At 68.1% G+C, this 22636-nt stretch carries 19 protein-coding genes; 12 read left to right on the forward strand and 7 right to left on the reverse strand.

From position 1 onward, the window contains the following. A complete protein-coding gene (locus ASD82_RS06805; protein ID WP_056717088.1) occupies nt 1-1386 on the reverse strand; it encodes an MATE family efflux transporter in 1386 nt (461 codons plus the stop codon). Nucleotides 1387-1493: 107 nt separating this feature from the next. On the opposite strand from ASD82_RS06805, the gene ASD82_RS06810 reads away from it, so the two are divergent. Continuing rightward, nucleotides 1494-2699 carry a DUF3667 domain-containing protein gene (locus ASD82_RS06810; RefSeq protein WP_056717089.1) on the forward strand — a complete coding sequence of 402 codons (1206 nt, stop codon included), beginning with the start codon at nt 1494-1496 and terminating at the stop codon, nt 2697-2699. 387 nt (nt 2700-3086) lie between these two features. Further along, entirely contained in the window at nt 3087-5261 is a 2175-nt protein-coding gene (locus ASD82_RS06815; RefSeq protein ID WP_056717090.1) for a primosomal protein N', read from the forward strand. Between the two features lie 16 nt (nt 5262-5277). Here ASD82_RS06815 and tatC read toward each other — a convergent pair whose 3' ends face one another. The 4 genes from tatC to ASD82_RS06835 are packed head-to-tail and all read right to left on the reverse strand — an operon-like array spanning nt 5278 to nt 7476. Next, nucleotides 5278-6036, reverse strand: a complete 759-nt coding sequence (tatC, locus tag ASD82_RS06820) for a twin-arginine translocase subunit TatC (RefSeq protein ID WP_056717091.1) — start codon at nt 6034-6036, stop codon at nt 5278-5280. Continuing rightward, nucleotides 6023-6469 (reverse strand): Sec-independent protein translocase protein TatB, encoded by a 447-nt coding sequence (gene tatB / locus ASD82_RS06825; protein WP_056717092.1) that lies wholly within the window; start codon nt 6467-6469, stop codon nt 6023-6025. The genes tatC and tatB overlap by 14 nt, the downstream gene beginning before the upstream one ends. Nucleotides 6470-6486: 17 nt before the next feature. Then, complete coding sequence (tatA, locus tag ASD82_RS06830) at nt 6487-6726, reverse strand: Sec-independent protein translocase subunit TatA (RefSeq protein WP_056717093.1); 240 nt, start codon at nt 6724-6726, stop codon at nt 6487-6489. A gap of 60 nt (nt 6727-6786) precedes the next feature. After that, the gene (locus tag ASD82_RS06835; protein ID WP_056717094.1) at nt 6787-7476 is read right to left on the reverse strand and encodes a lipid-binding SYLF domain-containing protein; all 690 of its coding nucleotides are present in this window, start codon (nt 7474-7476) and stop codon (nt 6787-6789) included. A 132-nt stretch (nt 7477-7608) separates the two neighbouring features. Here ASD82_RS06835 and hemH point away from each other — a divergent pair, with 132 nt between their 5' ends. Both hemH and ASD82_RS06845 read left to right on the forward strand, forming a co-directional pair. Beyond that, nucleotides 7609-8745: a ferrochelatase gene (gene hemH / locus ASD82_RS06840; RefSeq protein WP_056717125.1), complete on the forward strand. Its 1137-nt coding sequence runs from the start codon at nt 7609-7611 to the stop codon at nt 8743-8745. Then, complete coding sequence (locus ASD82_RS06845; RefSeq protein WP_056717095.1) at nt 8738-9568, forward strand: alpha/beta fold hydrolase; 831 nt, start codon at nt 8738-8740, stop codon at nt 9566-9568. Before hemH ends, ASD82_RS06845 begins: the two co-directional genes overlap by 8 nt. Before the next feature lie 31 nt (nt 9569-9599). On the opposite strand, the gene ASD82_RS06850 is transcribed toward ASD82_RS06845, so the two are convergent. Further along, a complete protein-coding gene (locus ASD82_RS06850) occupies nt 9600-11306 on the reverse strand; it encodes a Zn-dependent hydrolase (protein WP_056717096.1) in 1707 nt (568 codons plus the stop codon). A 142-nt stretch (nt 11307-11448) separates the two neighbouring features. On the opposite strand from ASD82_RS06850, the gene ASD82_RS06855 reads away from it, so the two are divergent. From ASD82_RS06855 to ASD82_RS06870, 4 genes are all read left to right on the forward strand, one after another. After that, entirely contained in the window at nt 11449-12786 is a 1338-nt protein-coding gene (locus ASD82_RS06855; protein ID WP_235580655.1) for a TCR/Tet family MFS transporter, read from the forward strand. Continuing rightward, nucleotides 12783-13289, forward strand: coding sequence for a DUF1993 domain-containing protein (locus ASD82_RS06860; RefSeq protein ID WP_056717098.1), 507 nt, complete (start codon nt 12783-12785; stop codon nt 13287-13289). Before ASD82_RS06855 ends, ASD82_RS06860 begins: the two co-directional genes overlap by 4 nt. Nucleotides 13290-13376: 87 nt before the next feature. Continuing rightward, nucleotides 13377-15020: an NAD(P)/FAD-dependent oxidoreductase gene (locus ASD82_RS06865; protein ID WP_056717099.1), complete on the forward strand. Its 1644-nt coding sequence runs from the start codon at nt 13377-13379 to the stop codon at nt 15018-15020. 78 nt (nt 15021-15098) lie between these two features. After that, complete coding sequence (locus ASD82_RS06870) at nt 15099-15752, forward strand: DsbA family oxidoreductase (RefSeq protein WP_056717100.1); 654 nt, start codon at nt 15099-15101, stop codon at nt 15750-15752. 9 nt (nt 15753-15761) lie between these two features. On the opposite strand, the gene ASD82_RS06875 is transcribed toward ASD82_RS06870, so the two are convergent. Then, nucleotides 15762-18713: an EAL domain-containing protein gene (locus ASD82_RS06875; RefSeq protein WP_056717101.1), complete on the reverse strand. Its 2952-nt coding sequence runs from the start codon at nt 18711-18713 to the stop codon at nt 15762-15764. A 217-nt stretch (nt 18714-18930) separates the two neighbouring features. Between ASD82_RS06875 and dinG the strand changes: the two genes are divergently transcribed. From dinG to ASD82_RS06895, 4 genes are all read left to right on the forward strand, one after another. After that, nucleotides 18931-21048 carry an ATP-dependent DNA helicase DinG gene (gene dinG / locus ASD82_RS06880; protein WP_056717102.1) on the forward strand — a complete coding sequence of 706 codons (2118 nt, stop codon included), beginning with the start codon at nt 18931-18933 and terminating at the stop codon, nt 21046-21048. Next, entirely contained in the window at nt 21045-21605 is a 561-nt protein-coding gene (locus ASD82_RS06885; protein ID WP_056717103.1) for a HutD family protein, read from the forward strand. The genes dinG and ASD82_RS06885 overlap by 4 nt, the downstream gene beginning before the upstream one ends. A gap of 82 nt (nt 21606-21687) precedes the next feature. Then, complete coding sequence (locus ASD82_RS06890) at nt 21688-21885, forward strand: hypothetical protein (protein WP_056717104.1); 198 nt, start codon at nt 21688-21690, stop codon at nt 21883-21885. Between the two features lie 12 nt (nt 21886-21897). Beyond that, nucleotides 21898-22491: a DUF938 domain-containing protein gene (locus ASD82_RS06895; RefSeq protein WP_056717105.1), complete on the forward strand. Its 594-nt coding sequence runs from the start codon at nt 21898-21900 to the stop codon at nt 22489-22491. Nucleotides 22492-22636 lie beyond the last annotated feature (145 nt).

The following is a 22636-nucleotide window of genomic DNA, read 5'->3' on the forward strand; positions in this document are numbered from 1 at the left end:
TCAGGCCGCTGCCGTGATCGACCGGTGGCGGCGCCAGCGCTGTTTCCAGGCGCTGCGCCAGAAGCGGGTGAACAGCATCACCGCGGCCACCGACAGGCCGGCGATCAGGCCGATCCACATGCCCCGCGCGCCCATGCCGTGGTGGAACGCCAGCCACCAGCCCACCGGCATGCCGACCACCCAGTACGCGAACAGGGTGATCGCCATCGGCACGCGGGTGTCCTTGAGGCCGCGCAGCGCGCCATTGGCGGCCACCTGGATGCCGTCGGAAAACTGGAACACGCCGGCCAGCATGATCAGTTGCGCGGCCAGCATGATCACCTTCGGATCGCGCGTGTACAGCGTGGCGATGAAATGGGGCAGGCCCAGCATGAAGCCGGCCGAAACCAGTTGCGTCACCAAGGTCAGGCCGATCCCGCAGAAACCCGCGTAGCGCACGCCCTGCTCGTCGCCACGCCCCACCGCATTGCCCACCCGCACGGTGATCGCCATCGCCAGTCCGAGCGGGATCATGAAGAAGAACGAGGCGATGTTGATCGCGATCTGGTGGCTGGCGATCACCGACTCGCCCAGCGTGGCGATGATCAGCGCGGTGGCCACGAACAGCCCGGCCTCGGCCAGCAGGGTTACCGTCATCGGCAGGCCGATGTGCAGGAGATGGCCGATCCGGCGCAGGTTCGGCCATTCGAAACGTTCGAACAGCCCCAGCCCGCGATAATTGCTGCGGAAGACCACATAAGTGCCGAATGCCAGCATCTCCAGCCACAGCACGATCGCGGTGGCCACGCCGCAGCCGTGCGCGCCCTGCGGCGGGATGCCGAGCTTGCCGAACATCAGCACGTAGCCCAGCGGGATCAGCAGGGCCAGCCCGCCGAGGCTGAAATACATCGACGGCCGGGTCAGCGACAGGCCTTCGGACAGGCCGCGCAGCGCGAAGTAGCAGGTCAGCGCCGGCGCGCCCCAGCTGATCGCCAGCAGGAAGCGCTGCACGTCGTGGCGCAGGCTCGGCGTCACACCGATGAAATCGATCAGCGGTTCCGCGTGGCGCACCGCGAACCACAGCAGCACGCCCATGCCCAGCGCCATCCACAGCGCCTGGTGGAACACTGCGCCCACCTCGGGCCGGCGCCCGGCGCCATCGAGCTGGGCCACCGACGGCGGCACCGCCATCATCATGCCGATGCCGCTGACGATCGCCAGCGACCAGATGTTCGCGCCCACCGCCACCGCGCCCAGCACGTGTTCATTGACGTGGCCGGCCAGCACCGTGTCGATCACGTTGCTGCCGATCGCCGCCAGCTGGGCAGCGATCAACGGCAGCGCAAGACGCACCGTGGCGCGCACCTCGTGCTGCAGACGGGCACGTTCGGGACGGAAGGGTTTCATCGACACAGCAGACTCCAGAGCCGGTCATTCTACCTGAGCCATTCGTCACGGCCGCCGCCCGGGCAACCTGTGCGACTATTCCCCGCTGCGACGGACTACGGACTGCCATGAAGCAGCTCACCAGCTACGAAGGAATGCATTGCGCCAACTGCGGCGCCCCGATGCAGGGCGAGTTCTGCCACGAGTGCGGGCAGTCGATCCACAGCGTGCTCAAGCCGATGCACCACATGTTCGAGGAGACCGTGGAGACGGTGCTGCACATCGACGGTCGCATCGTGCACACACTGCCGCCACTGCTGCTGAAGCCCGGTTTCCTCACGCTGGAATATTTCGGCGGCCGGCGGGTGCGCTACATCGCGCCGTTCCGGCTGATGTTCGTGTTGTGCCTGTTGTCGTTCTTCGTGTTTCACCTGGCGATCGACCAGTTTGCCGACAAGCTCCCCGCAACCGGACTGCCCCTGGTGAAGGTGGACAGTTCGGAGATCGAAGGCGCCGCCACTCCGGCTGACGTGCGCAAGGCACTGAAGGAGGAACTTGAAGGCCTGCAGAGCGCGCGGGAAACCGGCGTGCTACCGCCCAAGGCACTGGAAAAACGCATCCAGGCCGCCGACCAGGAACTTCGCCAGAAGGCCAACCAACGCCTGATTGCGCTGGGCTCCGCGCCGATGCCGGCCAGCTCCGTCGCCGCATCGCCGGAGCCGGCACCGGCACGGAGCGCCGACAGCGCCAAGCCGGCGAAAGTCCGGTCCGCCAGGGCCAGGGAAGCCTCCGAACCGATCCACGTCAGCTGGCTGCCGGACGTGGTCAACGCCCGCCTGACCACGCTGGGCCAGCGCTTCCGCGACAACGTACGGGCGTACAAGGACGGTGATCCCGCCACCCGCGCCGAAGCCAAGCAACGCATGATCAATGGCGTCTTCGGCGCGCTGCCGATGACCATGTTCGTGCTGATCCCGGTGTTCGCCGGCCTGCTCAAGCTGTTCTACATATTCCGCCGACGGCTGTACATGGAACACCTGATCGTGGCCCTGCACAGCCACGCCTTCATGTTCATGAGCCTGCTGCTGATCACCCTCGTCGGCATGCTGTCGAGCTGGCTGCATCCACATGCAGCCTGGACCGGCGAGGTGCTGGGCTGGGTGCAGACCCTGCTGATCCTGTGGATCCCGACCTGTCTGCTGATCATGCAGAAACGGATATACCACCAGGGCTGGCCGATGACCGTGGTGAAATTCTGGTTCATCGGCTGGTTCTACTTCTGGTTGCTGATCTTCGCGCTGACGATCGCCGCGCTGCTGGGCATGGCTCACTGAGCCCGTTTTTCGATGGCTCCGCCAGCGGTTTTGCACAGCATCAACTGACTGTCAAGGCACTGCTCACGGGTTTGTCAATTGTGTGAACCATGCCCGAACGCATTTTGCATGCACTTGATTGAAAACAATTTTTCTACGTGACCAAAACGTCGTCAAGCCGTCATGAAGGGCGCCACCACGCCCTTTGCGGCCTGCCCTCCCCGTTGCATCCACAGACTTATCCACAGCCGCTGTGGATAAGCGTAAAACCCTCCCCGGGATAGCCACTTACCCCCGACTCCTCGATAGACGGGGAGCAAGTTCACGCAACTCCGGGCGAGCGGCCGCACACGGCGCGGCGAGCCGGACGGAGCCGGCGGTTACACTGACCCGCCCATGAGGTTGCCCATGCCCGCCGTCCTGCGCATCGCCCTGCCGGTGCCCCTTCCCACCCTGTTCGATTACCTGCCACCGGCCACGGGAGAGGCTGGCGTGGGCAGTCGGGTGCTGGTGCCGTTCGGCCGTGGCAAGCGCGTCGGCGTCGTGGTGGCGATCGAGGCCGCCGCCGCGGTCGAGGGCGGCCGGCTGAAGCAGGTGACCCGTCTGCTGGACGACGAGCCCCTGCTCGACGCCGAACTGATGCAAACCCTGGCCTGGGCCGCCGACTACTGGCTCGGCGCGCCGGGCGAGGCATACGCTAACGCCTTGCCGCTGGCTTTGCGCGAAGCGAAGCCGTTGCCGCCGATCGGCGACGAGTACTGGTCGACCACCGCAAGCGGGCGCAGCGCGCACGATACCGGCAACCGGCGCGGCGGCAGCAAGGCCTTGCTGGCCCTGCTCGCCACGGGAGCGTTGAGCGCGCAGGAACTGACCGAACGCCTGCCCGGCTGGCGCGAAGCGGCCCGGCGGCTGGCCGCGGCCGGCCTGCTCGAACGCAGCGAACGGCCGCCAGCGGATCACCGGCCTCCAGCATCGCCGGCACCGCAACTCAACGAGGAGCAGCAGCAGGCGGTGGCCACGGTGGGCGCCAGCCTCGGCAGCTTCCAGCCCTTCCTGCTCGACGGCGTCACCGGCAGCGGCAAGACCGAGGTCTACCTGGCGCTGATCGAACAGGTGCTGGCACAGGGCAAGCAGGCCCTGCTGCTGGTGCCGGAAATCGGCCTGGCGCCGCAGACCGTGCGGCGCCTGCGCCAGCGGCTCGGCGTACTGATCGAAGTGCTGCATTCGAACCTGTCCGAGGGCGATCGCGCCCGCGCCTGGCTGCGTGCACGCGCCGGCACGGCGCGGGTGATCCTGGGCACCCGCTCGGCGATCTTCACCCCGCTGCCGCAGGCCGGGCTGATCATCGTCGACGAGGAACACGACGGCTCCTACAAGCAGCAGGACGGCTTCCGCTACCACGCCCGCGACCTGGCCGTGGTGCGCGCCCGGGCGCTGGGCGTGCCGGTGCTGCTGGGTTCGGGCACGCCGTCACTGGAATCGCTGGCCAACGCCGAGGCCGGCCGCTACCGCACCCTGCACCTGCGTGCACGCCCCGGCGCGATACGGCCGCCCCAGGTGCAGATCATCGACATGCGGGCGCAGCGGCTGGAGCACGGCATGTCGCCCGCCCTGCTGGCCGCGGTGGCGGACACGGTGGCGCGCGGCGAACAGGCGCTGGTGTTCCGCAACCGCCGCGGCTACGCGCCGGTGTTGTTGTGCCACGCCTGCGGCTGGCACGCCGACTGTCCCCGCTGCGAGCGGCCGCTGACCCTGCACGCGGGTCGGCGCCAGTTGATCTGCCACCACTGCGATTATCGCCAGCGCCTGCCCGCCGCCTGTCCCACCTGCGGCGCCGGCGATCTCAAGCCGCAGGGCCAGGGCACCGAACGGCTGGAGGAGGCGCTGGTCACGCTGTTTCCGCAGGCGCCGGTGCTGCGCGTCGATCGCGAGACCACCCGGCGCCGGGACGCCTTCGAGCAATTGCTGGAAACGCTGGCCGACGACCAGCCGGCGATCCTGGTCGGCACCCAGATGCTGGCCAAGGGCCACGACCTGCCCAACCTCACCCTGGTCGCCATCGTCGGTGTCGACGAAGGCCTGCACAGCATCGACTTCCGCGCGGGCGAACGGCTGGCCCAGCTGGTGGTGCAGGTGGCCGGCCGCGCCGGCCGCGCCAGCAAGCCCGGCCGTGTGGTGTTGCAGACCCACCAGCCGGCACACCCGCTGTTGCGCAGCCTGCTGGCGCAAGGCTATGCGGCGGCGGCGCGCGAACTGCTGGCCGAACGCCGGCTGATCCAGTTGCCGCCATACAGCCACCAGGTGCTGCTGCGTGCCGAGTCGGTGCGGCGCGAGGACGTGGACGGCTTCCTCGCCGCCGCACGTGCGGCCTTGCCGCAGGACGATTCACTGCAGATCGCCGGCCCGATGCCCGCGCCGATGCCGCTGCGCGCCGGCCGTCATCGCGCCCAGCTGCTGCTGGAAGCCGCCAGCCGGCGCAGCCTGCACGGCATGCTGCGCTCGTGGCAGCTGGCGCTGGCCAGGCTTCCGCTGGCGCGCAAGCTGCGCTGGTCGCTGGACGTCGATCCGATCGACTTGTACTGACGCCGTTGGCGCGCGATCAGCTGCCGGCCGGAGTCGGCTTCACCGGCTTGACCAGCCAGCGCACCGCCAGCACACCCAGCTCGTAGAGCAGGCACATCGGCACCGCCAGCATGATCATCGAGGTGATGTCCGGCGGGGTGATGAAGGCGGCGATCGCGAACGCGCCCACGATCGCGTAGCGGCGCCCGCTGCGCAGCTTGTCCACGTCCACGATGCCCACCGCGGCCAGCACCACCACGGCCACCGGCACTTCGAAGCACAGCCCGAAGGCGAAGAACATCAGCATCACGAAGTCGAGGTAGTGGGTGATGTCGGTCATCATCTCCACGCCCTGGGGAGTCACCGCGGTGAGGAACCGGAACGCCGCCGGCAGCACCAGGAAATAGGCGAACGCGCAGCCGACGTAGAACAGCACCAGCGCCGCGGCCAGCAGCGGGCGGGCCAGGCGTTTCTCGTGCTTGTACAGCCCGGGGCTGACGAAGGCCCACAGCTGGTACAGGATCATCGGCATGCTGATGAACAGCGACGCGTAGAACGCCAGCTTCAGCGGCGTCACGAACGGGCTGGCCACCTCGGTGGCGATCAGGTGCGCGCCCTGCGGCAGGCGCGCCACCAGCGGCGCGGCCAGTTCGGTGTACAGGCGGTTGGCGAACGGCACCAGCGCCAGCAGCACCAGCAGCACCGTGGCGCAGGCCTTGAGCAGGCGCGTGCGCAGCTCCAGCAGGTGCGAGAACAGGCCTTGCTGCAGGTCGATGTCGGGCTCAGGCGTGGCCATGCGGCGGCTCCGCGTGAGACTTCACCGGGGCGAACAGGTCGCCGGTACGGTCGTCGGATCCGGCATCATCGGCGGCGGCAGGCGCTGACGGCGCCTCCACCAGCGGCAGCATGATCGGGGGTTCCTCGCCCGCCTCGACCGCCGTCGCGGCAGGCGGCGGAATCTCGTTGCCCACGTCGCGGACCTTCTGCACGGCCGCATCCAGCTCCGCCTGCGCGGCTTCGGCCCGCGCGGCCGCCTCGCGCGCGGTGCGCCTGATTTCCTCAATCTGCAATTCGCGCTCCACTTCGGCGCGCACGTTGTCCCAGCCACTGCGCATGCGGCGCAGCAGCGCACCGGCGGTGCGCGCCGCGCCCGGCAGCTTTTCCGGGCCGAGCACGATCAGCGCGATGAGCGCCAGCAGCACCAGCTTGCCGAAGCTGATCTCGATCATCGCCGCAACCCGCCGGCTTACTTCGGATCGCTGGAGTCGCGCTGACTCTGCGTGGTCTGGCCAGCGGACGACGCGGGCGGATCGGCGCGCAGGCGCTCGGCCTCTTCCTTGCGCTTGGCTTCTTCCTCGTCGCCGTTCAGGCCCTTCTTGAAGTCGCGCATGGCACCACCGAGATCGGAGCCGATGTTGCGCAGCTTGCCGGTGCCAAAGATCACTACGACCACGACCAGCAGGATGATCAGGTGCCAGATGCTCATGTATTACCTCGAAAACGGATCGAACCGGAAACGCCAGCCCGCACGGGCCGGCATTCCGCATCAGCGCGAAGTGTACTCTTCGAGGCGGTCGCGGAAGTCCACCACGGGCGTGGGCACGTTGCTGACGCCGCCCTCGAAGATGCGCCGCGGGGTCACGCCAGCGCCATACACGGCAGCATTCGCATCATAGTCGATGCGCAGCGCCGAACCGTCGAGTGCGACACCGGCGAACAGGCCCCGGCTGCGCGAGTACGAATAGATCTCGGCCTTCAGCTGGGCATCGGTGGAGGCGCTGGCGGTGCGACCCACCGGGCCGGCCGCGGCCGACGCATCCGCGCCGAGGGTGAACTTGCCGTTGACGATCGAATCCACGCCGCGCTGGGTGCGGAACACCAGGATCACGTCGGTGGAGGACACGCCGGCCTGGAAGCCCACGCTGCCGCCGGTCATGGTGATGAAGCTGGGATTGGACCAGGTGCCGTCCGGGCTCTTCACCGAGATCAGCCCTTCGCCACGGCGACCGCCGAAGATGAAACCGGCCTTGATCATGTCCGGGATCACCGCGATGGCCCGCGCATTGCGCAACAGGTCCTGCGGAATCGCCTTGTCCGGCGCCTGCATGATGTCGTTCATCACGCGCACGGCGTTGCTGGCGCGCACCAGCGGCGGATCCTCGGCGTGCGCGGCCATCGCCGGCAGCAACAGGGCCATGCCGATCAGCAGCAGTCGTCGCATTGATTTGTTCAACATGGGCAGCTCCGCTTCGGTTCGGGGTCGGTTTCGGCTGGAATCGGGGGATACGTGTCGAACCCGGCCCCGATGCCAAGTGGGGGTGGCGGGCTTGTGGCAGACTCACTGATCGACGTCGTCACGATCACCACCATGCCATTTCGCAACAACTATACCGGCCTTGCCGGCTATTCCCATGACCCGGATGTTCAGCCCGTTCAGGCTGGCGTCCTGCTGGTCAACCTGGGCACGCCGACCGCGCCGACGGCCCGCGCGGTGCGCCCCTACCTGGCGGAGTTCCTCGCCGATCCGCGGGTGATCGAGTATCCGCGCTGGCTGTGGTGGCTGATCCTGCACGGGGTGATCCTGCGCCTGCGGCCCAAACGTTCGGCGCATGCCTACGCCAGAATCTGGGACATCCGCGGCTCGCCGCTGCGTTTCGGCAGCGAGGCGCTAGCCACGGCGCTGCAAACGGAAATCGCCCGGCAACGGCCACAGGCGCCGGTGAAGGTGGCGCTGGCGATGCGCTATGGCGAGCCTTCGGTGCGCCAGGCGATCGAACAGCTGCAGCGCGAAGGCGTGCGCCGGCTGCTGGTGCTGCCGCTGTACCCGCAGTATTCGGGCACCTCCACCGGCTCGGTGCTCGACGCGGTCGCCGACACCATCAAGCAGCTGCGCTGGCCACCGGAACTGCGCATCGTCAACGACTACCACGACGAGCCGGCGCACATCGAGGCGCTGGCGCGGAGCATCGAACGCTGGTGGGCCGCGAACGGCCGCGGCGACAAGCTGCTGCTGTCGTTCCACGGCATTCCCGAGCGCTACCTGCACGAAGGCGACCCGTATTTCTGCCAGTGCCACGCCACCGCGCGGCTGTTGCGCGAGCGCTTGCAGCTGGACCAGCAACAGCTGGTGGTGAGCTTCCAGTCGCGGGTCGGTCGCGAACGCTGGCTGCATCCGTACACCGACGCCACCGTGCGCCGGCTCGCCGCCGAGGGTGTGCGCAAGCTCGACGTGGCCTGCCCGGGCTTCGCGGTGGACTGCCTGGAGACGCTGGAAGAGATCGCCATGCAGAACCGCGACTTCTTCATCGGCGCCGGCGGCGAAGCGCTGCGCTACATCCCCGCGCTCAACGACAGTCCGGACCAGGTCGACAGCCTTGCCGCGCTGGTGCTGCGGCACACCCAGGGCTGGCCCGAGTTCGCCGCCGACTACGATGCCGCCGCACACCGGCAACAGCGCATCCAGGCGGGGCAGCGGGCAACAGCCGTCCGCGCCGGCCATGAGTGAGTTCGTCACGATCGACCTGCCGCCGTGCTCGCTGCGCGCGCAGCGCTGGGGCGACGCCGCGCTGCCGCCCTTGCTGGCCCTGCATGGCTGGCTCGACAACGCCGGCAGCTTTGCGCGGCTGGCGCCCCTGCTGGCGGAACATCATCACGTGATCGCGCTGGAGCTGCCCGGCCACGGCCATTCCGATCACCTGCCCGCCGGCAGCCATTACCACTTCCTCGACTACGTGCGCGACGTGCTGGCCGCCGCGGATGCGCTGCAGCTTGCGCGCTACACCCTGCTCGGGCATTCGCTGGGTGCCGGCGTCGCCGCGCTGGTGGCCAGCGCGCGGCCGCAGCGGATCGAGCGGCTGTTGCTGATCGAAGGATTGGGCCCGCTCGGCGACGATGGCTCGCACACGCTGCAGCGCTTTCGCGATGCACTGGCGCCGCGCAGCGACAAGCCCCTGCGGGTGTTCCACAGCATCGAACAGGCAGTCGACGCACGCAGCATGGTCAGCGGCCTGGCCACCGAACTGGCCCGTCCCATCGTCGAACGGGGGCTGATCGAAACCGGCGGCGGCTGGCGCTGGCGCAGCGATTCACGGTTGACCCGATCGAGCGCCAGCCGACTGACCGAATCGCAGGTTCATGCCCTGCTGCGCGGCATCACCGCACCCACCGCCCTGCTGCTGGCGCAGCCGGCCACCTCGTACCTGCCCGACGCGATGATGCAGGCGCGCGCCGCCTGCGTGGCGAACATCACCGTGACGCACATGGACGGTGGCCATCACCTGCACCTGGAACACCCGCAGGCCGTCGCCGACTGGATCGCCGCCGCGTAGGGCGGGCATTGCCCGCCTGCGTCCTCATGCATCAGGGCTGCTTGAGGCCCAGCACGTCCAGCCCCTGCTCGAAGCGGATGTCGACCGGGATGTGCGCCTGGTCGAGTCGCTTCAGGTCGCCGGCGAGCCCGGCGTCGACGTTGCCCATCTGCTCGGTAAGCTGTTTCGCGGCTTCGTAATCGCCGTCGCCCTGGATGGTCAGCAGCTTCGCCGACAGCGCGTTCATCGCCGCGGTCATCTTGTCGAAGTCGACGCGGTAGCGGCCGCTGGCTTCGTCGCGGCTGAAGGCACCCTGCTGCTTGAAGAAGTTGAAGCGCACCATGTTCGCCTTGGCGTGCGCGTCGCTGGCGCCGAAGCGCACCGAGCGCAGGATGCCGGCGAGGAAGGTGACGTAGTTGTCCATCAGCTTCGACTTGTCCAGCTCGCCCTTGTCGGCCAGCTTGCTGACCATGTACAGGCCGAGGATGTCGGCCTTGCCCTCCTCGAAGCTGGAGGCCTGGTCCTTCAGCGCCTTGCGTACCGTGCCTTTGCCGTCAAGTGTTTCCTTGATGCCGAGGCCGTGCGCCACTTCATGGAACATGGTGTTCTGGAAGAACGCGTCGAAGGTGAGGTTCTTCTGCTGGTCGTCGGCGATCAGTTCCTTGCCGATCGGCAGCATGATCTTGTCGAACTTCGCCTGCATCACGTTTTCCAGCTGCAGGCGGCGCGTGCCCTTCTTCAGCTGCACCTGCTCGTCGTTGGGCAGGTTGATCGCGATGGTCTTGGCGCCGACGTTGGCGTCGCCGCCGTAGTAGATCGCGAAGTAGGCGTTGAGGTCGGCGTCGGAGCCGGGTTTCTCGGCCTTGTACTTGTCGGCCACCGGCAGGCCGCGCTGCAATTCGGGCAGGTACTTGGCGAAGCGCGCGAGTTTCGCGCTCCAGGCCTGGTCCTTGATCAACACGTAGGATTCGTAGCTGGCCTTGTAGCCGAACAGCTGGTCCTCGTAGGTCTCGATCGGACCGATCACGATGTCGACCGGGTTGCTCTTCATGTCCATCCAGGCGAAGTCGCTGGCCTGGTAGTCGTCGCTGAGCAGCGCGTCGGCGCGCATCGTGAGGTACTTGCGGAAACCGGCATCTTTCGCCAGTTTCGCGGCTTCGCGCAGCAGGCCGGCGGTCTTTTCCAGTTCGGCCTTGTACGCCTCGTGGTAGGGCACGCTGATCAGCTGGCCCTTGTCGTCGCGGCGCAGCAAGGTGTACAGCCCGGTCTTGTCCTTCAGCGGCGACTGCTCGAACTGCTCCTTCGTCATGTCGGCCGGGTAGAACTGCGCGCCGGCCGGACGCGGACCGATGCCGTCGACGAAGGGCTTGTCGTTGTCCAGCCGGTCCCACGGGCCGTAGTTGATCTCGGCGAACTCGCGCACCGACGGGTCGCTGATCTTCGCCAGCAGCGCGTCCTTGTCGCCCCAGCCCTGCTTCCAGTACAGCGCGTTCATGCTGTCCGCGGCCTCGACCAGCAAGGCAATCATCTGCTGCTGTTGCGCATCGAACTTCGACAGGTCGGCAGTGAGCTTCACCGTGGCGTAGTCGGCCAGATGCTTGCGCACGGCCGCGGCGGACTCGACGGCATCCGACGCCGTGGCGGCGGGCGCGGGGGCCAGCTCCTCCTTCGACACCGGCGCCTGCGCCGGCGCGTCCTGGTGGGAAGAGCAGCCGGCAAGCGCCAGCAGCAGACAGACGGGAAGCAGACGTCGAACCATGAGGGCAGTCCTGGCAGGAGAATGCTCCATGGTATCGCGCCGATGCCGCGGCGATACCTGACCGGATGCACATGCCGCGGCGCCCCCGCTTCGGCTATCGTCGCAGTCCCTCCGCCTCGCCACGCCCATGAACCAGTCGCCGATGCCTGTCGCTCCGCGCCATCGCGCCGCGCTGGCCTTCATCTACGTCACCGTGCTGCTGGACATGCTGGCGTTCGGCATCATCATCCCGGTACTGCCTCACCTGATCGAGCAGCTGGCCGGCGGCGGCATCGCCCGGGCGGCGTGGTGGGTGGGCATCTTCAGCACGGTGTTCGCGATCGTGCAGTTCGTGTTCTCGCCGGTGCAAGGCGCGCTGTCCGATCGCTACGGCCGGCGGCCGGTGATCCTGATCTCCAACCTCGGCCTGGCCGTGGACTTCGTGGTGCTGGCGCTGGCGCCTACGCTGTGGATGCTGTTCGCGGCGCGCATCCTGCTGGGCATGACCGCAGCCAGCTTCAGCACGGCCAATGCCTACATCGCCGACATCGTGCCGAAGGAAAAGCGCGCGGCCGCGTTCGGCATCCTCGGCAGCGCATTCGGCCTGGGCTTCATCATCGGCCCGGGCCTGGGCGGTTTCCTCGGCAGCATCGCGCTGCGCCTGCCGTTCTGGGTGGCAGCGGGACTGGCGCTGTGCAACTTCCTGTATGGCTGTTTCGTCCTGCCCGAATCACTGCCGAAGGAACGCCGCACGGCCCGACTCGAATTGCACAGCGCGCATCCGTTCGGCTCGCTGAAACTGCTGCGCCGCCAGCCGCAGGTGCTCGGCCTGGCAGTGGTGCTGTTCATGGTCTATCTCGCTCATTACGTGCTGCAGACGGTGTTCGTGCTGTACGCGGATTACCGCTACCACTGGGGCCCACAGGCGGTCGGCTACGTGCTGATGCTGGTCGGCGGCTGCGACGGTTTCGTGCAGGCGGTGCTCACCGGCAAGCTGGCGCCGCGCTTCGGCGAGCGCCGCGTGCTGCTGGCCGGCATGCTGTTCGGCGTCGGTGCGTTCCTGGTGATGGGCGTGGCCAACGTGGGCTGGGCGTTCCTGTTCGGCATCCCGCTGCTGGCGCTGTGGGGGCTGGCGATGCCGCCGATCCAGTCGATCATGACGCAGCAGGTCGATCCGTCCGAGCAGGGCCGGCTGCAGGGCGCGATCGGCAGCCTGGGCAGTTTCGCCGGCATCTTCGGGCCATATCTGTTTGCACAGATTTTCGCGCTGTCGATCGCGCCGGGTTCGCCCGTCCACCTGCCAGGCGCCGCGTTCGTGCTCTCGGCCGTGCTGATGCTGATCGGCCTGGTGGTCGCGGCGCGGGTCACCCGAAACCTGCCCGCCTTCGTCGCACTACAACCCGACGAGGCCGCGCCCGTCGTGCTCACCGGCGATCTGCCCGCGCTGGCCATCAACCCCTTGCCCGAATCACTTCACGAACCGCAGGAGAGTCACCCATGACGCTGTCCATGTACCAAGCCTCCGTCCCCGTTTTCACCCGCGCGCTGACCAACCTCACGCATGTGCTGAAGAAAGGTGCCGAACACGCGAAATCGAAGAACGTCAGCGACGAGGTGCTGCTGCAGACGCGACTGATCCCCGACATGCTGCCGCTGATCAAGCAGATCCAGATCGCCTGCGACATGGCCGCCCGTGGCGCCGCCCGTCTGGCCGGCGTCGAACCCCAATCGTTCGAGGACAACGAGACCACGCTGGAACAGGCGTACGGTCGCATCGAACGCGCGATCGAATACATCAAGAGCTTCACGCCGGAACAGATCGACGGCAGCGAGAACCGCACCGTCGTGATGAAGATGCGCACCGGCGAGATGACCTTCGCGGGCCAGGCCTACCTGTTCGGCTTCACCATCCCCAACCTGTTCTTCCACTGCACCACCGCGTACAACATCCTGCGCGAGGCCGGCACCGACATCGGCAAGACCGACTTCATCGGCCAGGCCTGATCGCCGCGCGCCGCCGCGATCTTCGCGGCGGCGCGATATCTGCGAAAATCGTCGCATGCAACTGATGCCTTCACGGAACGCTGGACCATGCTGCGACTGAGCGACCTCAAGCTGCCCCTCGATCACGACGAGGCCGAACTGGCGGCGGCGATCCGCAAGCGCCTGCACCTCGCGGCGACCGACATCCGCAGCTTCACCGTGGCGCGGCGCGGCCATGACGCGCGCAAGCGCGGCGCGATCGCGCTGATCTATGCGGTGGATATCGACACGCCGCGCGAAGCCGAGCTGCTGCAGCGCTACGCCGACGATCCGCACGTGCAACCGACGCCGGACACCGACTACCACTTCGTGGCGAACGCGCCCGCGCAACTGCCCCATCGTCCCCTGGTGATCGGCTTCGGCCCCTGCGGGCTGTTCGTGGGACTGGTCCTGGCCCAGATGGGTTTTCGCCCGATCATCCTCGATCGGGGCAAGGCCGTGCGCGAGCGCACCAGGGACACCTGGGACCTGTGGCGCAAGCGCGAGCTGCATCCGGAGTCCAACGTGCAGTTCGGCGAGGGCGGCGCCGGCACGTTTTCCGACGGCAAGCTGTACAGCCAGATCCGCGATCCGCAGCACCATGGCCGCAAGGTGCTGACCGAGTTCGTCAAGGCCGGCGCGCCGGAGGAAATCCTCTACGTCAGCAAGCCGCACATCGGCACCTTCCGGCTGGTGTCGATGGTGGAGAACATGCGCGAGACGATCGAGTCGCTGGGCGGCGAGATCCGCTTCAGCCAGCGCGTGGACGACCTGCTGATCGACACCGACGCGGACGGCGAACGCCGCGTGCGCGGCGTCACCCTGGCCAGCGGCGAGCAGATCCGCTCCGACCACGTGGTGCTGGCGCTGGGCCACAGCGCACGCGACACCTTCGAGATGCTGCACGCCCGCGGCGTCTATCTCGAAGCGAAGCCGTTCTCGATCGGCTTCCGCATCGAACATCCGCAATCGGTGATCGATCGTGCCCGCTTCGGCCCGCAAGCCGGCCATCCCATTCTTGGAGCAGCGGACTACAAGCTGGTGCATCACTGCAAGGGCAGCCACGCGGGCAACGGCCGCTCGGTGTACAGCTTCTGCATGTGCCCCGGCGGCACCGTGGTGGCGGCCACCAGCGAACCGGGCCGCGTGGTCACCAACGGCATGAGCCAGTATTCGCGTAACGAGCGCAACGCGAACGCGGCGGTGGTGGTCGGCATCGAGCCGTCGGACTTTGCCGCGTTCGATCCCGCCGGCGGCCCACTGGCCGGCATCGCGCTGCAGCGTGCGCTGGAAAGCCACGCCTATGCGCTGGGCGGCGAAAACTACAGCGCGCCAGCGCAGCTGGTCGGCGATTTCCTCGCCGGCCGCGCCTCGCGCGAGTTCGGCGAGGTGCAGCCGTCGTACAAGCCCGGCGTGATGCTTGGCAGCCTGGACAGCGCCCTGCCCGACTACGCCCTCGCCGCGATCCGCGAAGCGCTGCCCGCATTCGAACGGCAGGTTCGCGGCTACGCGATGCCCGACGCGATCCTCACCGGCGTGGAGACGCGCACCTCCTCGCCCGTGCGCATCAAGCGCGACGACAGCCTGCAAAGCCTCAACACCCGCGGCCTGTATCCCGCCGGCGAAGGCGCCGGTTACGCCGGCGGCATCCTCTCCGCCGCTGTCGACGGGATCAGGATCGCCGAGGCGGTGGCCTTGAGCATGACCCGGTGAACACCGGCCCTCGTCACCATTGAACAGCTGCGCGGCGCCCCAATTCTGGAGAATCCGCTTCCTGTTCGAAGGCCTGCCATGACCACCCCCGCCGCCCTCCGCATCGACTTCGTCTCCGACGTTTCCTGCCCGTGGTGCGCGGTGGGACTGGCTTCGCTGCAGCAGGCGCTGGCCAGGTTAGACGGCGAGATCAGCGCCGAGATCCACTTCCAGCCGTTCGAGCTGAATCCGCAGATGGCGGCCGCAGGCGAGGACGCCACCGAGCACCTGGTGCGCAAGTACGGCAGCAGCGCCGAGCAGATCGACGCCAACCGCGCGGCGATCCGCGAGCGTGGCGCGGCGCTGGGCTTCACCTTCAACATGGATCGGCGCAGCCGCGTCTACAACACCTTCGATGCGCACCGGCTGCTGCACTGGGCCGGGCTGGAAGGTCGCCAGCTGGCGCTGAAGCAGATCCTGCTGCGCGCGTACTTCACCGATGGCGAGGACGTCAGCGCGCACGACACCTTGCAGCGCCTGGCCATCGAAGCGGGACTGGACGGTGAGCGCGCACGGCAGATCCTGGCCGGCGACGAGTACGCCGACGACGTCCGCGAGCAGGAACGGTTCTTCACCTCGCGCGGCATCCATTCGGTGCCGGCCACCATCGTCAACGGCCAGCACCTGATTTCCGGTGGCCAGCCGCCGGAGGCGTTCGAGCAGGCCTTGCGGCAGATTGCTGCGGGCGAGTAGGCCGCGGACTCAGGCCGCGCCACCGACGGCCGCCGATGGCCGGGCGATCGGCGCGGGGCGGCCGAGCAGGTAGCCCTGGCCCATCTCGCAACCCATCGCGATCAGCGCGCCGCGCTGGATCGGCGTCTCGATGCCCTCGGCGATCACCTGGATGTTCAGCGCCCGCGCCAGCGCCAGGATCGCGGCGACCACCGTGGTGCCCGAGGTGTTCGCGCCCTTGTCCAGCTCGTGCACGAAGGCGCGGTCGATCTTCAGGATGCGCAGCGGCAGCGAATGCAGGTAGCTCAGCGACGAATAGCCGGTGCCGAAGTCGTCCAGCGCGGCGCCGACGCCGATCAGCCGCAGGCGGTCCAGCGTGGCCCGCACGTGTTCGGGGTTGTCCAGCAGGGCGCCCTCGGTGACTTCCACCACCAGCCGCGACGGCGGCAGCCCGGTGGTTTCCAGCAGCTGCACCAGGCGACGATCGAAATCGGCGTGGCGCAGGTGCAGGGCCGAGACGTTGATGGTCATGAACGCCTCGCCGTCGCCATGGCGCAGCAGTTCCCGGCAGCTCAGTTCGAACATGCGCCAGTCGATCGCCTCGACCAGGCCGCTGTCCTCGGCGATCTTCAGGAAGTCGCCGGGAACCAGCACGCCGCGCCGGGGATGGTTCCAGCGGATCAGCGCCTCGTAACCGAGCACGCGGTCACTGCCGTCCAGCGCGCAGATCGGCTGGAAGTACGGCTCGAACTGGTCGTGCTGCAGGGCCTGGCGCAACTCGCCTTCCATCGCCAGCACGTCGACCACGTTCTTGGCCAGGGTCTCGTCGAACATCGCGAAGCGCTTGCGGCCGAGTTCCTTGGCGCGATACAGCGCGATGTCCGCATCACGCAGCATCTCGTCGGCGGTGGCGTAGTGGTCGTCGCCCATCGCGATGCCGACGCTGGCGGTCACCTGCAGCTCCTTGCCGGCCACCAGCATCGGCGGGCCCAGCGCATCCAGCACGCGCTGCGCCACCGTGGTGGCCGCCGGCGGCAGCTCCTCCTGTTCCAGCAGGATCGCGAATTCGTCACCGGCCAGCCGCGCCACCAGGTCGGGATGGCGCACGCAGGCGGCGAGGCGGTTCGCCACTTCCTTCAGCACTTCGTCGCCGGCAAGGTGGCCGAGGCTGTCGTTGATGATCTTGAAGCGGTCGACGTCCAGGTACAGCAGCGCACAGCGCTGGTCCGGGTTGTGCCGCATCGTGGCGAGCACGCGATCGATGCGGTCGCGCAGGTAGCTGCGATTGGGCAGGCCGGTCAGCGAATCGTGCATGACCTGGTGGCGCAGCTGGTCCTGCATGCGCTCGCGCTCGATGATTTCCTTGCGCAGCGCCAGCGTGCGTTCCTCCACCCGCTGCTCCAGTTCGCCGTAGGCGCGCCGCAACGTCTCGGCCGAGCGCCGCCGGCTCAGGCTGTTGGCGATCTGCGATGCGGCAAAACTCAGCAGTTCCTGGTCGGCCGGCCCGTACACCACGTCGGGCCGGTAGCTCTGCACGGTGACCAGGCCGATCACCTCGTCACCGACGACCAGCGGCACGCCCAGCCAGCACATCGCCGGCGAGCCCATGCGGCCGGGCGCGATCTCGCCCTGTCGTTCGAGCTCCTCGATCTGCGCATTGTCCAGCCGCAACTCGGTGCCCTGGCGCAGCACGTACTCGCTGAGGCCGCGGCCCAGCGGGCGCTCGGCCGGCGGTGCCAGCACGGCGTCCACCGAGTAGGGAAAGGTCAGCTTCTGGCGATCGTCGGAAAGCAGCGCGATGAAGAAATTCTCCGCGTTCAGCAGCTCGCCCACCACGCCGTGCACGCGTCGGTAGAAGGCGTCCTGATCGATGTCGGCGGTGGCCATCTCGGCGATCCGGAACAGCGCTGCCTGCAGATGCTCGGCGCGCTGCCGTTCGATCACTTCCATCTGCAGGCCGCGATTGGCCTCGGCCAGCTGCACGGTGCGTTGCTGCACCTGGCGTTCGAGTTCGTCCTTGCCCTGCTTGCGCTCCAGCGCGGTCAGGATGTGGCTGCCGACGAACTGCAGCAGGGCGAGATCTTCCTCGCTGAAACCGATGTTTTGCTGGTAACTCTGCACCACCAGCGCGCCGCCGACATGACCGTCGCGCAGCATCGGCACGCCGAGCCAGTCGTGGCTGTCCGGTCCGATCACGGCCACCGGGCCTGGCGCCTGGTTGCGCAGCTCCTCCGCGTCGCCCATCCGCGCATTGCCGTCGCGCATCACGTACCAGGTCAGCGTGTGCTCGATCGCACTCAACGGCATGTCCTGGCCGTCACCGGGCACGGACGGGTCGACGACATCCACGTAATAGAGGAAGCGCACCGTATTTTCGCCCGCGTTGCGCGTCACGATGAACATGTTTTCCGCGTACATCAGCGTGCTGACGATGGCATGGATGCCACGCAGCATGTCCGGCATGTCGCGTTCGGAGCCGGCCAGGTCGGAGATCGCGAACAGCGCGCGCTGCAGGTTCTCCGACCGCTCCAGCTGTTCGTGCGAATCGCGCAGTTCCACCCATTCCAGCGCCCGCTGCAGCAGTTGCCCGGCGAGCGTCAGCGGCTCCTGCAACGCCTCGAACAGGCTGGACGCCGGGTGCGCCGTGCGCACCACCAGCAGCACGGGTTCGGGCTGCTCGCACAACCGCACAGCGGCGCGGCGACCGTCGGCATGCCACAGCGGCTGCGAGCTGGCGCGCGCGGCATCGAGCCAGGGCGCGTCGGCTGCCGCCACCAGCCCCGGGCTGTGCTGCTGCACGTACTCCAGGGCACCGCTGCCCCACAGGACTTCGGCCGCCAGGCAATCCGGATGCGCCCTGACCAGGCCGGCCACGCCGGTGGCCACTTCCTCCGGGGTATGCGCGATGATCAGCCGAGCCAGCCAGCTCAGCTGCTGCGCTCCCTCGTACGATGCCGAGCCGACCGCGCCCGCCTGCTTCATCGTTGAAGACTCCCCCAGTCCCGGGCCTGCCAATGCCGGTTGGTCAGGATACCGCTTCGCACCGACGCGGCAAGACCTCGCCAGACGGGACCGAGCCTGCCTGCATGGGGCGGAACACGCAATACCGATAGACTGTGCCTTTGTACCGGTCATCCGCGCCGGCCGTCGATCCTGCCGACGCCCAGCCGCGACCGCGCCACAGGTTGCCGATTCGTCCATGCTTGCCGACACCACCAAAGACGCCATCCGCGCCGCCTACGCGCGCCTGAAGGACGGCTTGCCCGGTTTCCGGGCGCGCGCCTCGCAGGGAAAGATGATCGCCGAAGTGGCCAAGGCCTTCGGCCAGACCGGCGGCGTGGCGGTGATCGAGGCGCCGACCGGCACCGGCAAGTCGATGGCCTACCTGATCGCCGGCGTCGAAGTGGCGCGCGCGCAGAAGAAGAAACTGCTGATCGCCACCGCCACAGTGGCGCTGCAGGAGCAATTGGTGCAACGGGACATCCCGCTGTACCTGCAGCTCAACGGCATCGAGGCCAAGGTGGCGCTGGCCAAGGGCCGTGGTCGCTACCTGTGCCCGCGCAACCTGCTGATGGCCGCCAACAGCATCCACGACGCGCAGATGGGCCTGGCCGGCTTCGAATCGGACCTGATGCTGTGGGCGAAACCGCCACAGGCACGCGACAAGCAGTCGCTGGCGAAGCTGCGCGTGGCGTTCGACCACAACGAGTGGAACGGCGACATGGACAGCGCGCCCGAACCGGTCAGCGACCTGCTGCGGCCGATGATCACCACCAGCGCCGGCGGCTGCACCGGACGCAAGTGCGGGCAGTTCATGAACTGCCCGTTCTTCGCCGCGCGGCGTGCGGTCGACGACGCCGAGATCATCGTGGCCAACCAGGACCTGGTGCTGGCCGACCTGACCATGCCGGGCGAAGGCGGCGCCGAGGGCGTGCAGGGCTGGGGCGGCGTGATCCTGCCGCGGCCGGACGAAACGCTGTACATCTTCGACGAAGGCCACCACGTGCCGGGCAAGGCGATCGACCGCGGCGCCGCCGAGGTCTACATGACCGCCACCGTGCGCCAGCTGAGCCGGCTCGGCCGGCAGGTGCACGCAGCCTATTCGCTGACCGACAAGGAACGGTTGGGCAAGCTCGGCCTCGACCAGGGCGACGAAAAACTGCAGGAACTGAGCAACACGCTGGAGGAACTGGAGAAGGAAATCCGCCTGGCCTGGCTGCCCGATCCGGCCGAGAACGAACCGATGTACCGGGGCTCGCTGGGGCAGTTGCCGGGGCCGTGGGTGGAACACGCCCGCATGCTCGACCTGCTCACCGGCGAGGTGCAGCGCTGGCTGGCCGCGGTGCGTCGCGCCGTGGTCGAGATGACCGACGGCGGGCCGACCCAGGAAGCCTTGTCGCGCGAACTGGGCCTGGCGCTGGAGCGCATCGGCAAGCAGGCCGCGTGCTGGCGTGCATGGTCCAGTGAGGACTCCGACAACACCCCGCCCATGGCGCGCTGGGTCACGCTTGGCGCTGACCAGCAGCTGGTCTGCCACGCCTCGGCGGTGTCCGCCGCGGGCCTGCTGCGCAACGTGCTGTGGGACAACGCCAGCGGCGTGGTGATGACCTCGGCCACGTTGAGCGCGGGCGGCAATTTCCGCGGCTTCGCCGACGCCGTCGGCCTGCCCAACGACGCGGTGACCTTGAGCCTGCCCTCGCCGTTCGACCTTGCCGCACAGGCCCGGCTGGAAGTCCCGGCGATGCGCACCCTGCCCGACGCACGCGAGGCGCACGCCGAAGAGATCAGCGAGTGGCTGGCCGACAACCTCGACTGGGATGCCGGCAACCTGGTGCTGTTCACCTCGCGCCAGAAGCTCGACCGCGTGCTGCAGAAACTGCCGATCGCCCAGGTGCGCAAGGTGCGTGCGCAAGGCTCGCTGGGCAAGTCGCAGTTGGTCGCCGAGCACTGCGCCGACATCGAGGCAGGCAAGGGCAGCACGCTGTTCGGGCTGGCCTCGTTCGGCGAGGGCCTCGATCTTCCGGGCAAGTTCTGCGAGACGGTGGTGATCACCCAGCTGCCGTTCGCGGTGCCCACCGATCCGGTCGGCGCCACCTACGCCGAATGGCTGGAGTCGCGCGGGCGCAATCCGTTCATCGAGGTCAGCATCCCCGAAGCCACGCGGCTGCTCACCCAATACTGCGGCCGCCTGATCCGCAATGAGACCGACCACGGCCGCATCGTGCTGCTGGACCGCCGCGTCGTCACCAAGCGCTACGGCGCCGGCATGCTGCGCGCGCTGCCGCCGTTCGAGCGCGTCATCGAGAGAACCGCATGATCATCCGCCTCGCCGATTGCCCGTCGCAGCCGTGGAAGAACGGCCTCGGCCGCACCCGCGAAATAGCCGTCCATCCGACGCTGGCCCACGGCGACGATTTCGACTGGCGGGTCAGCATCGCCGAGGTCGACAGCGCGGCGCCGTTCTCGCTTTTCCCGGGCATCGACCGGCAGATCGCCCTGCTCGACGGCGCCGGCTTCACGATGACGCTGGACGATGGCCGCATCCATGCGCTGACCACGCCGTTCGCCCCGTTCGCCTTTCCCGGCGAAGCGAAGGTCACCGTGGCCTTGGCCGGCGGACCTACCCGCGACTTCAACCTGATGCTGCGTCGTGCCCGGGTGCGTGGCGAGGTGCAGGCATGGACGGAAGCCGGCACGCGCACGATGGCCGCCGGCACCGCCCTGGTGTTCTGTGCCCGTGGCGCGATCGATACCGCCGACGGACAGCTGCAGGCCGGCGACGCCTGGCGCCCCGATGCGGCTGGCGCGGTCGAGATCACCCTGCATGACGCCACCGTGGCGCTGGTCGTCCGGGTCGAGGCCGTGGCCGGCTGACGGCGGGGTGCCGAGAGTCACCTGTGGCCGCCGTTTTGGCTGCGCTAGAATCTCCGACATCCCCAACCGCGAGGAACGACCGATGGCTGGTTTCCTGCTCTGGCTGTTGCTGCTGGTGTTCTGCTGGCCGCTGGCGTTGCTCGCGCTGGTGCTCTATCCGATCGTGTGGCTGGTGCTTCTGCCATTCCGGCTGGTCGGCATCACCGTCGGCGCGGTGTTCGCCTTCCTCCACGCGCTGCTGATGCTGCCGGCGCGAGTGCTGCGCGGCCATCCGGCCTGAATCGATCGCGGCGTGGAAAAACCCCGCTCGCCGGCCTGCCAGCGCAATCGCGAACCGATCCTCGAGGTGCTGCGCGAGCAGTTCGCCGATCGTCGCCACGTGCTGGAGATCGGCAGCGGCACCGGTGAGCACGCCGTGCACTTTGCCGCGGCGTTGCCGCAGCTGACCTGGCAAAGCTCCGACCGCCGCGAAAACCTGCCCGGCATCCGCGCCTGGCTGGACGATGCACGACTGCCGAACACGCCGGCACCGCTGGAATTCGACGTCGGCGGCGACTGGCCGGCCGGATCGTTCGACGCGGTGTTCAGCGCCAACACCTTGCACATCATGCGCTGGGACGAAGTGCAGCAGCTGTTTGCGCGACTGCCCACGATCCTCGCCAGCGATGCCGTGGTGGTCATCTACGGCCCGTTCAACCACGACGGCCGCTACAGCAGCCAGAGCAATGCCGCGTTCGACGTCTGGTTGAAGGAACGCGGCGAACACATGGCGATCCGCGATGCGGAAGCGGTCGATGCATTGGCGAACCAGGCCGGCCTGCAGCTGGTTGCCGACATCGCGATGCCGGCGAACAACCGCTGTCGGGTGTGGCATCGCCGCGGCTGAGAGGTTGTGAGTTTTTCAACCTCTCAGTCCGGCCACGAGGGCCGGGCATGAAGCAGTCACGCAAGTGACTGTTTCATGTGAGCGAGTCCGGACATGCGCCGGACTCGCGATAGAAGAAAACCACAGGAAGTGGTTTTCTTCACAG

It is taken from the genome of Rhodanobacter sp. Root179, assembly GCF_001428465.1.
Classification (GTDB): Bacteria; Pseudomonadota; Gammaproteobacteria; order Xanthomonadales; family Rhodanobacteraceae; genus Rhodanobacter.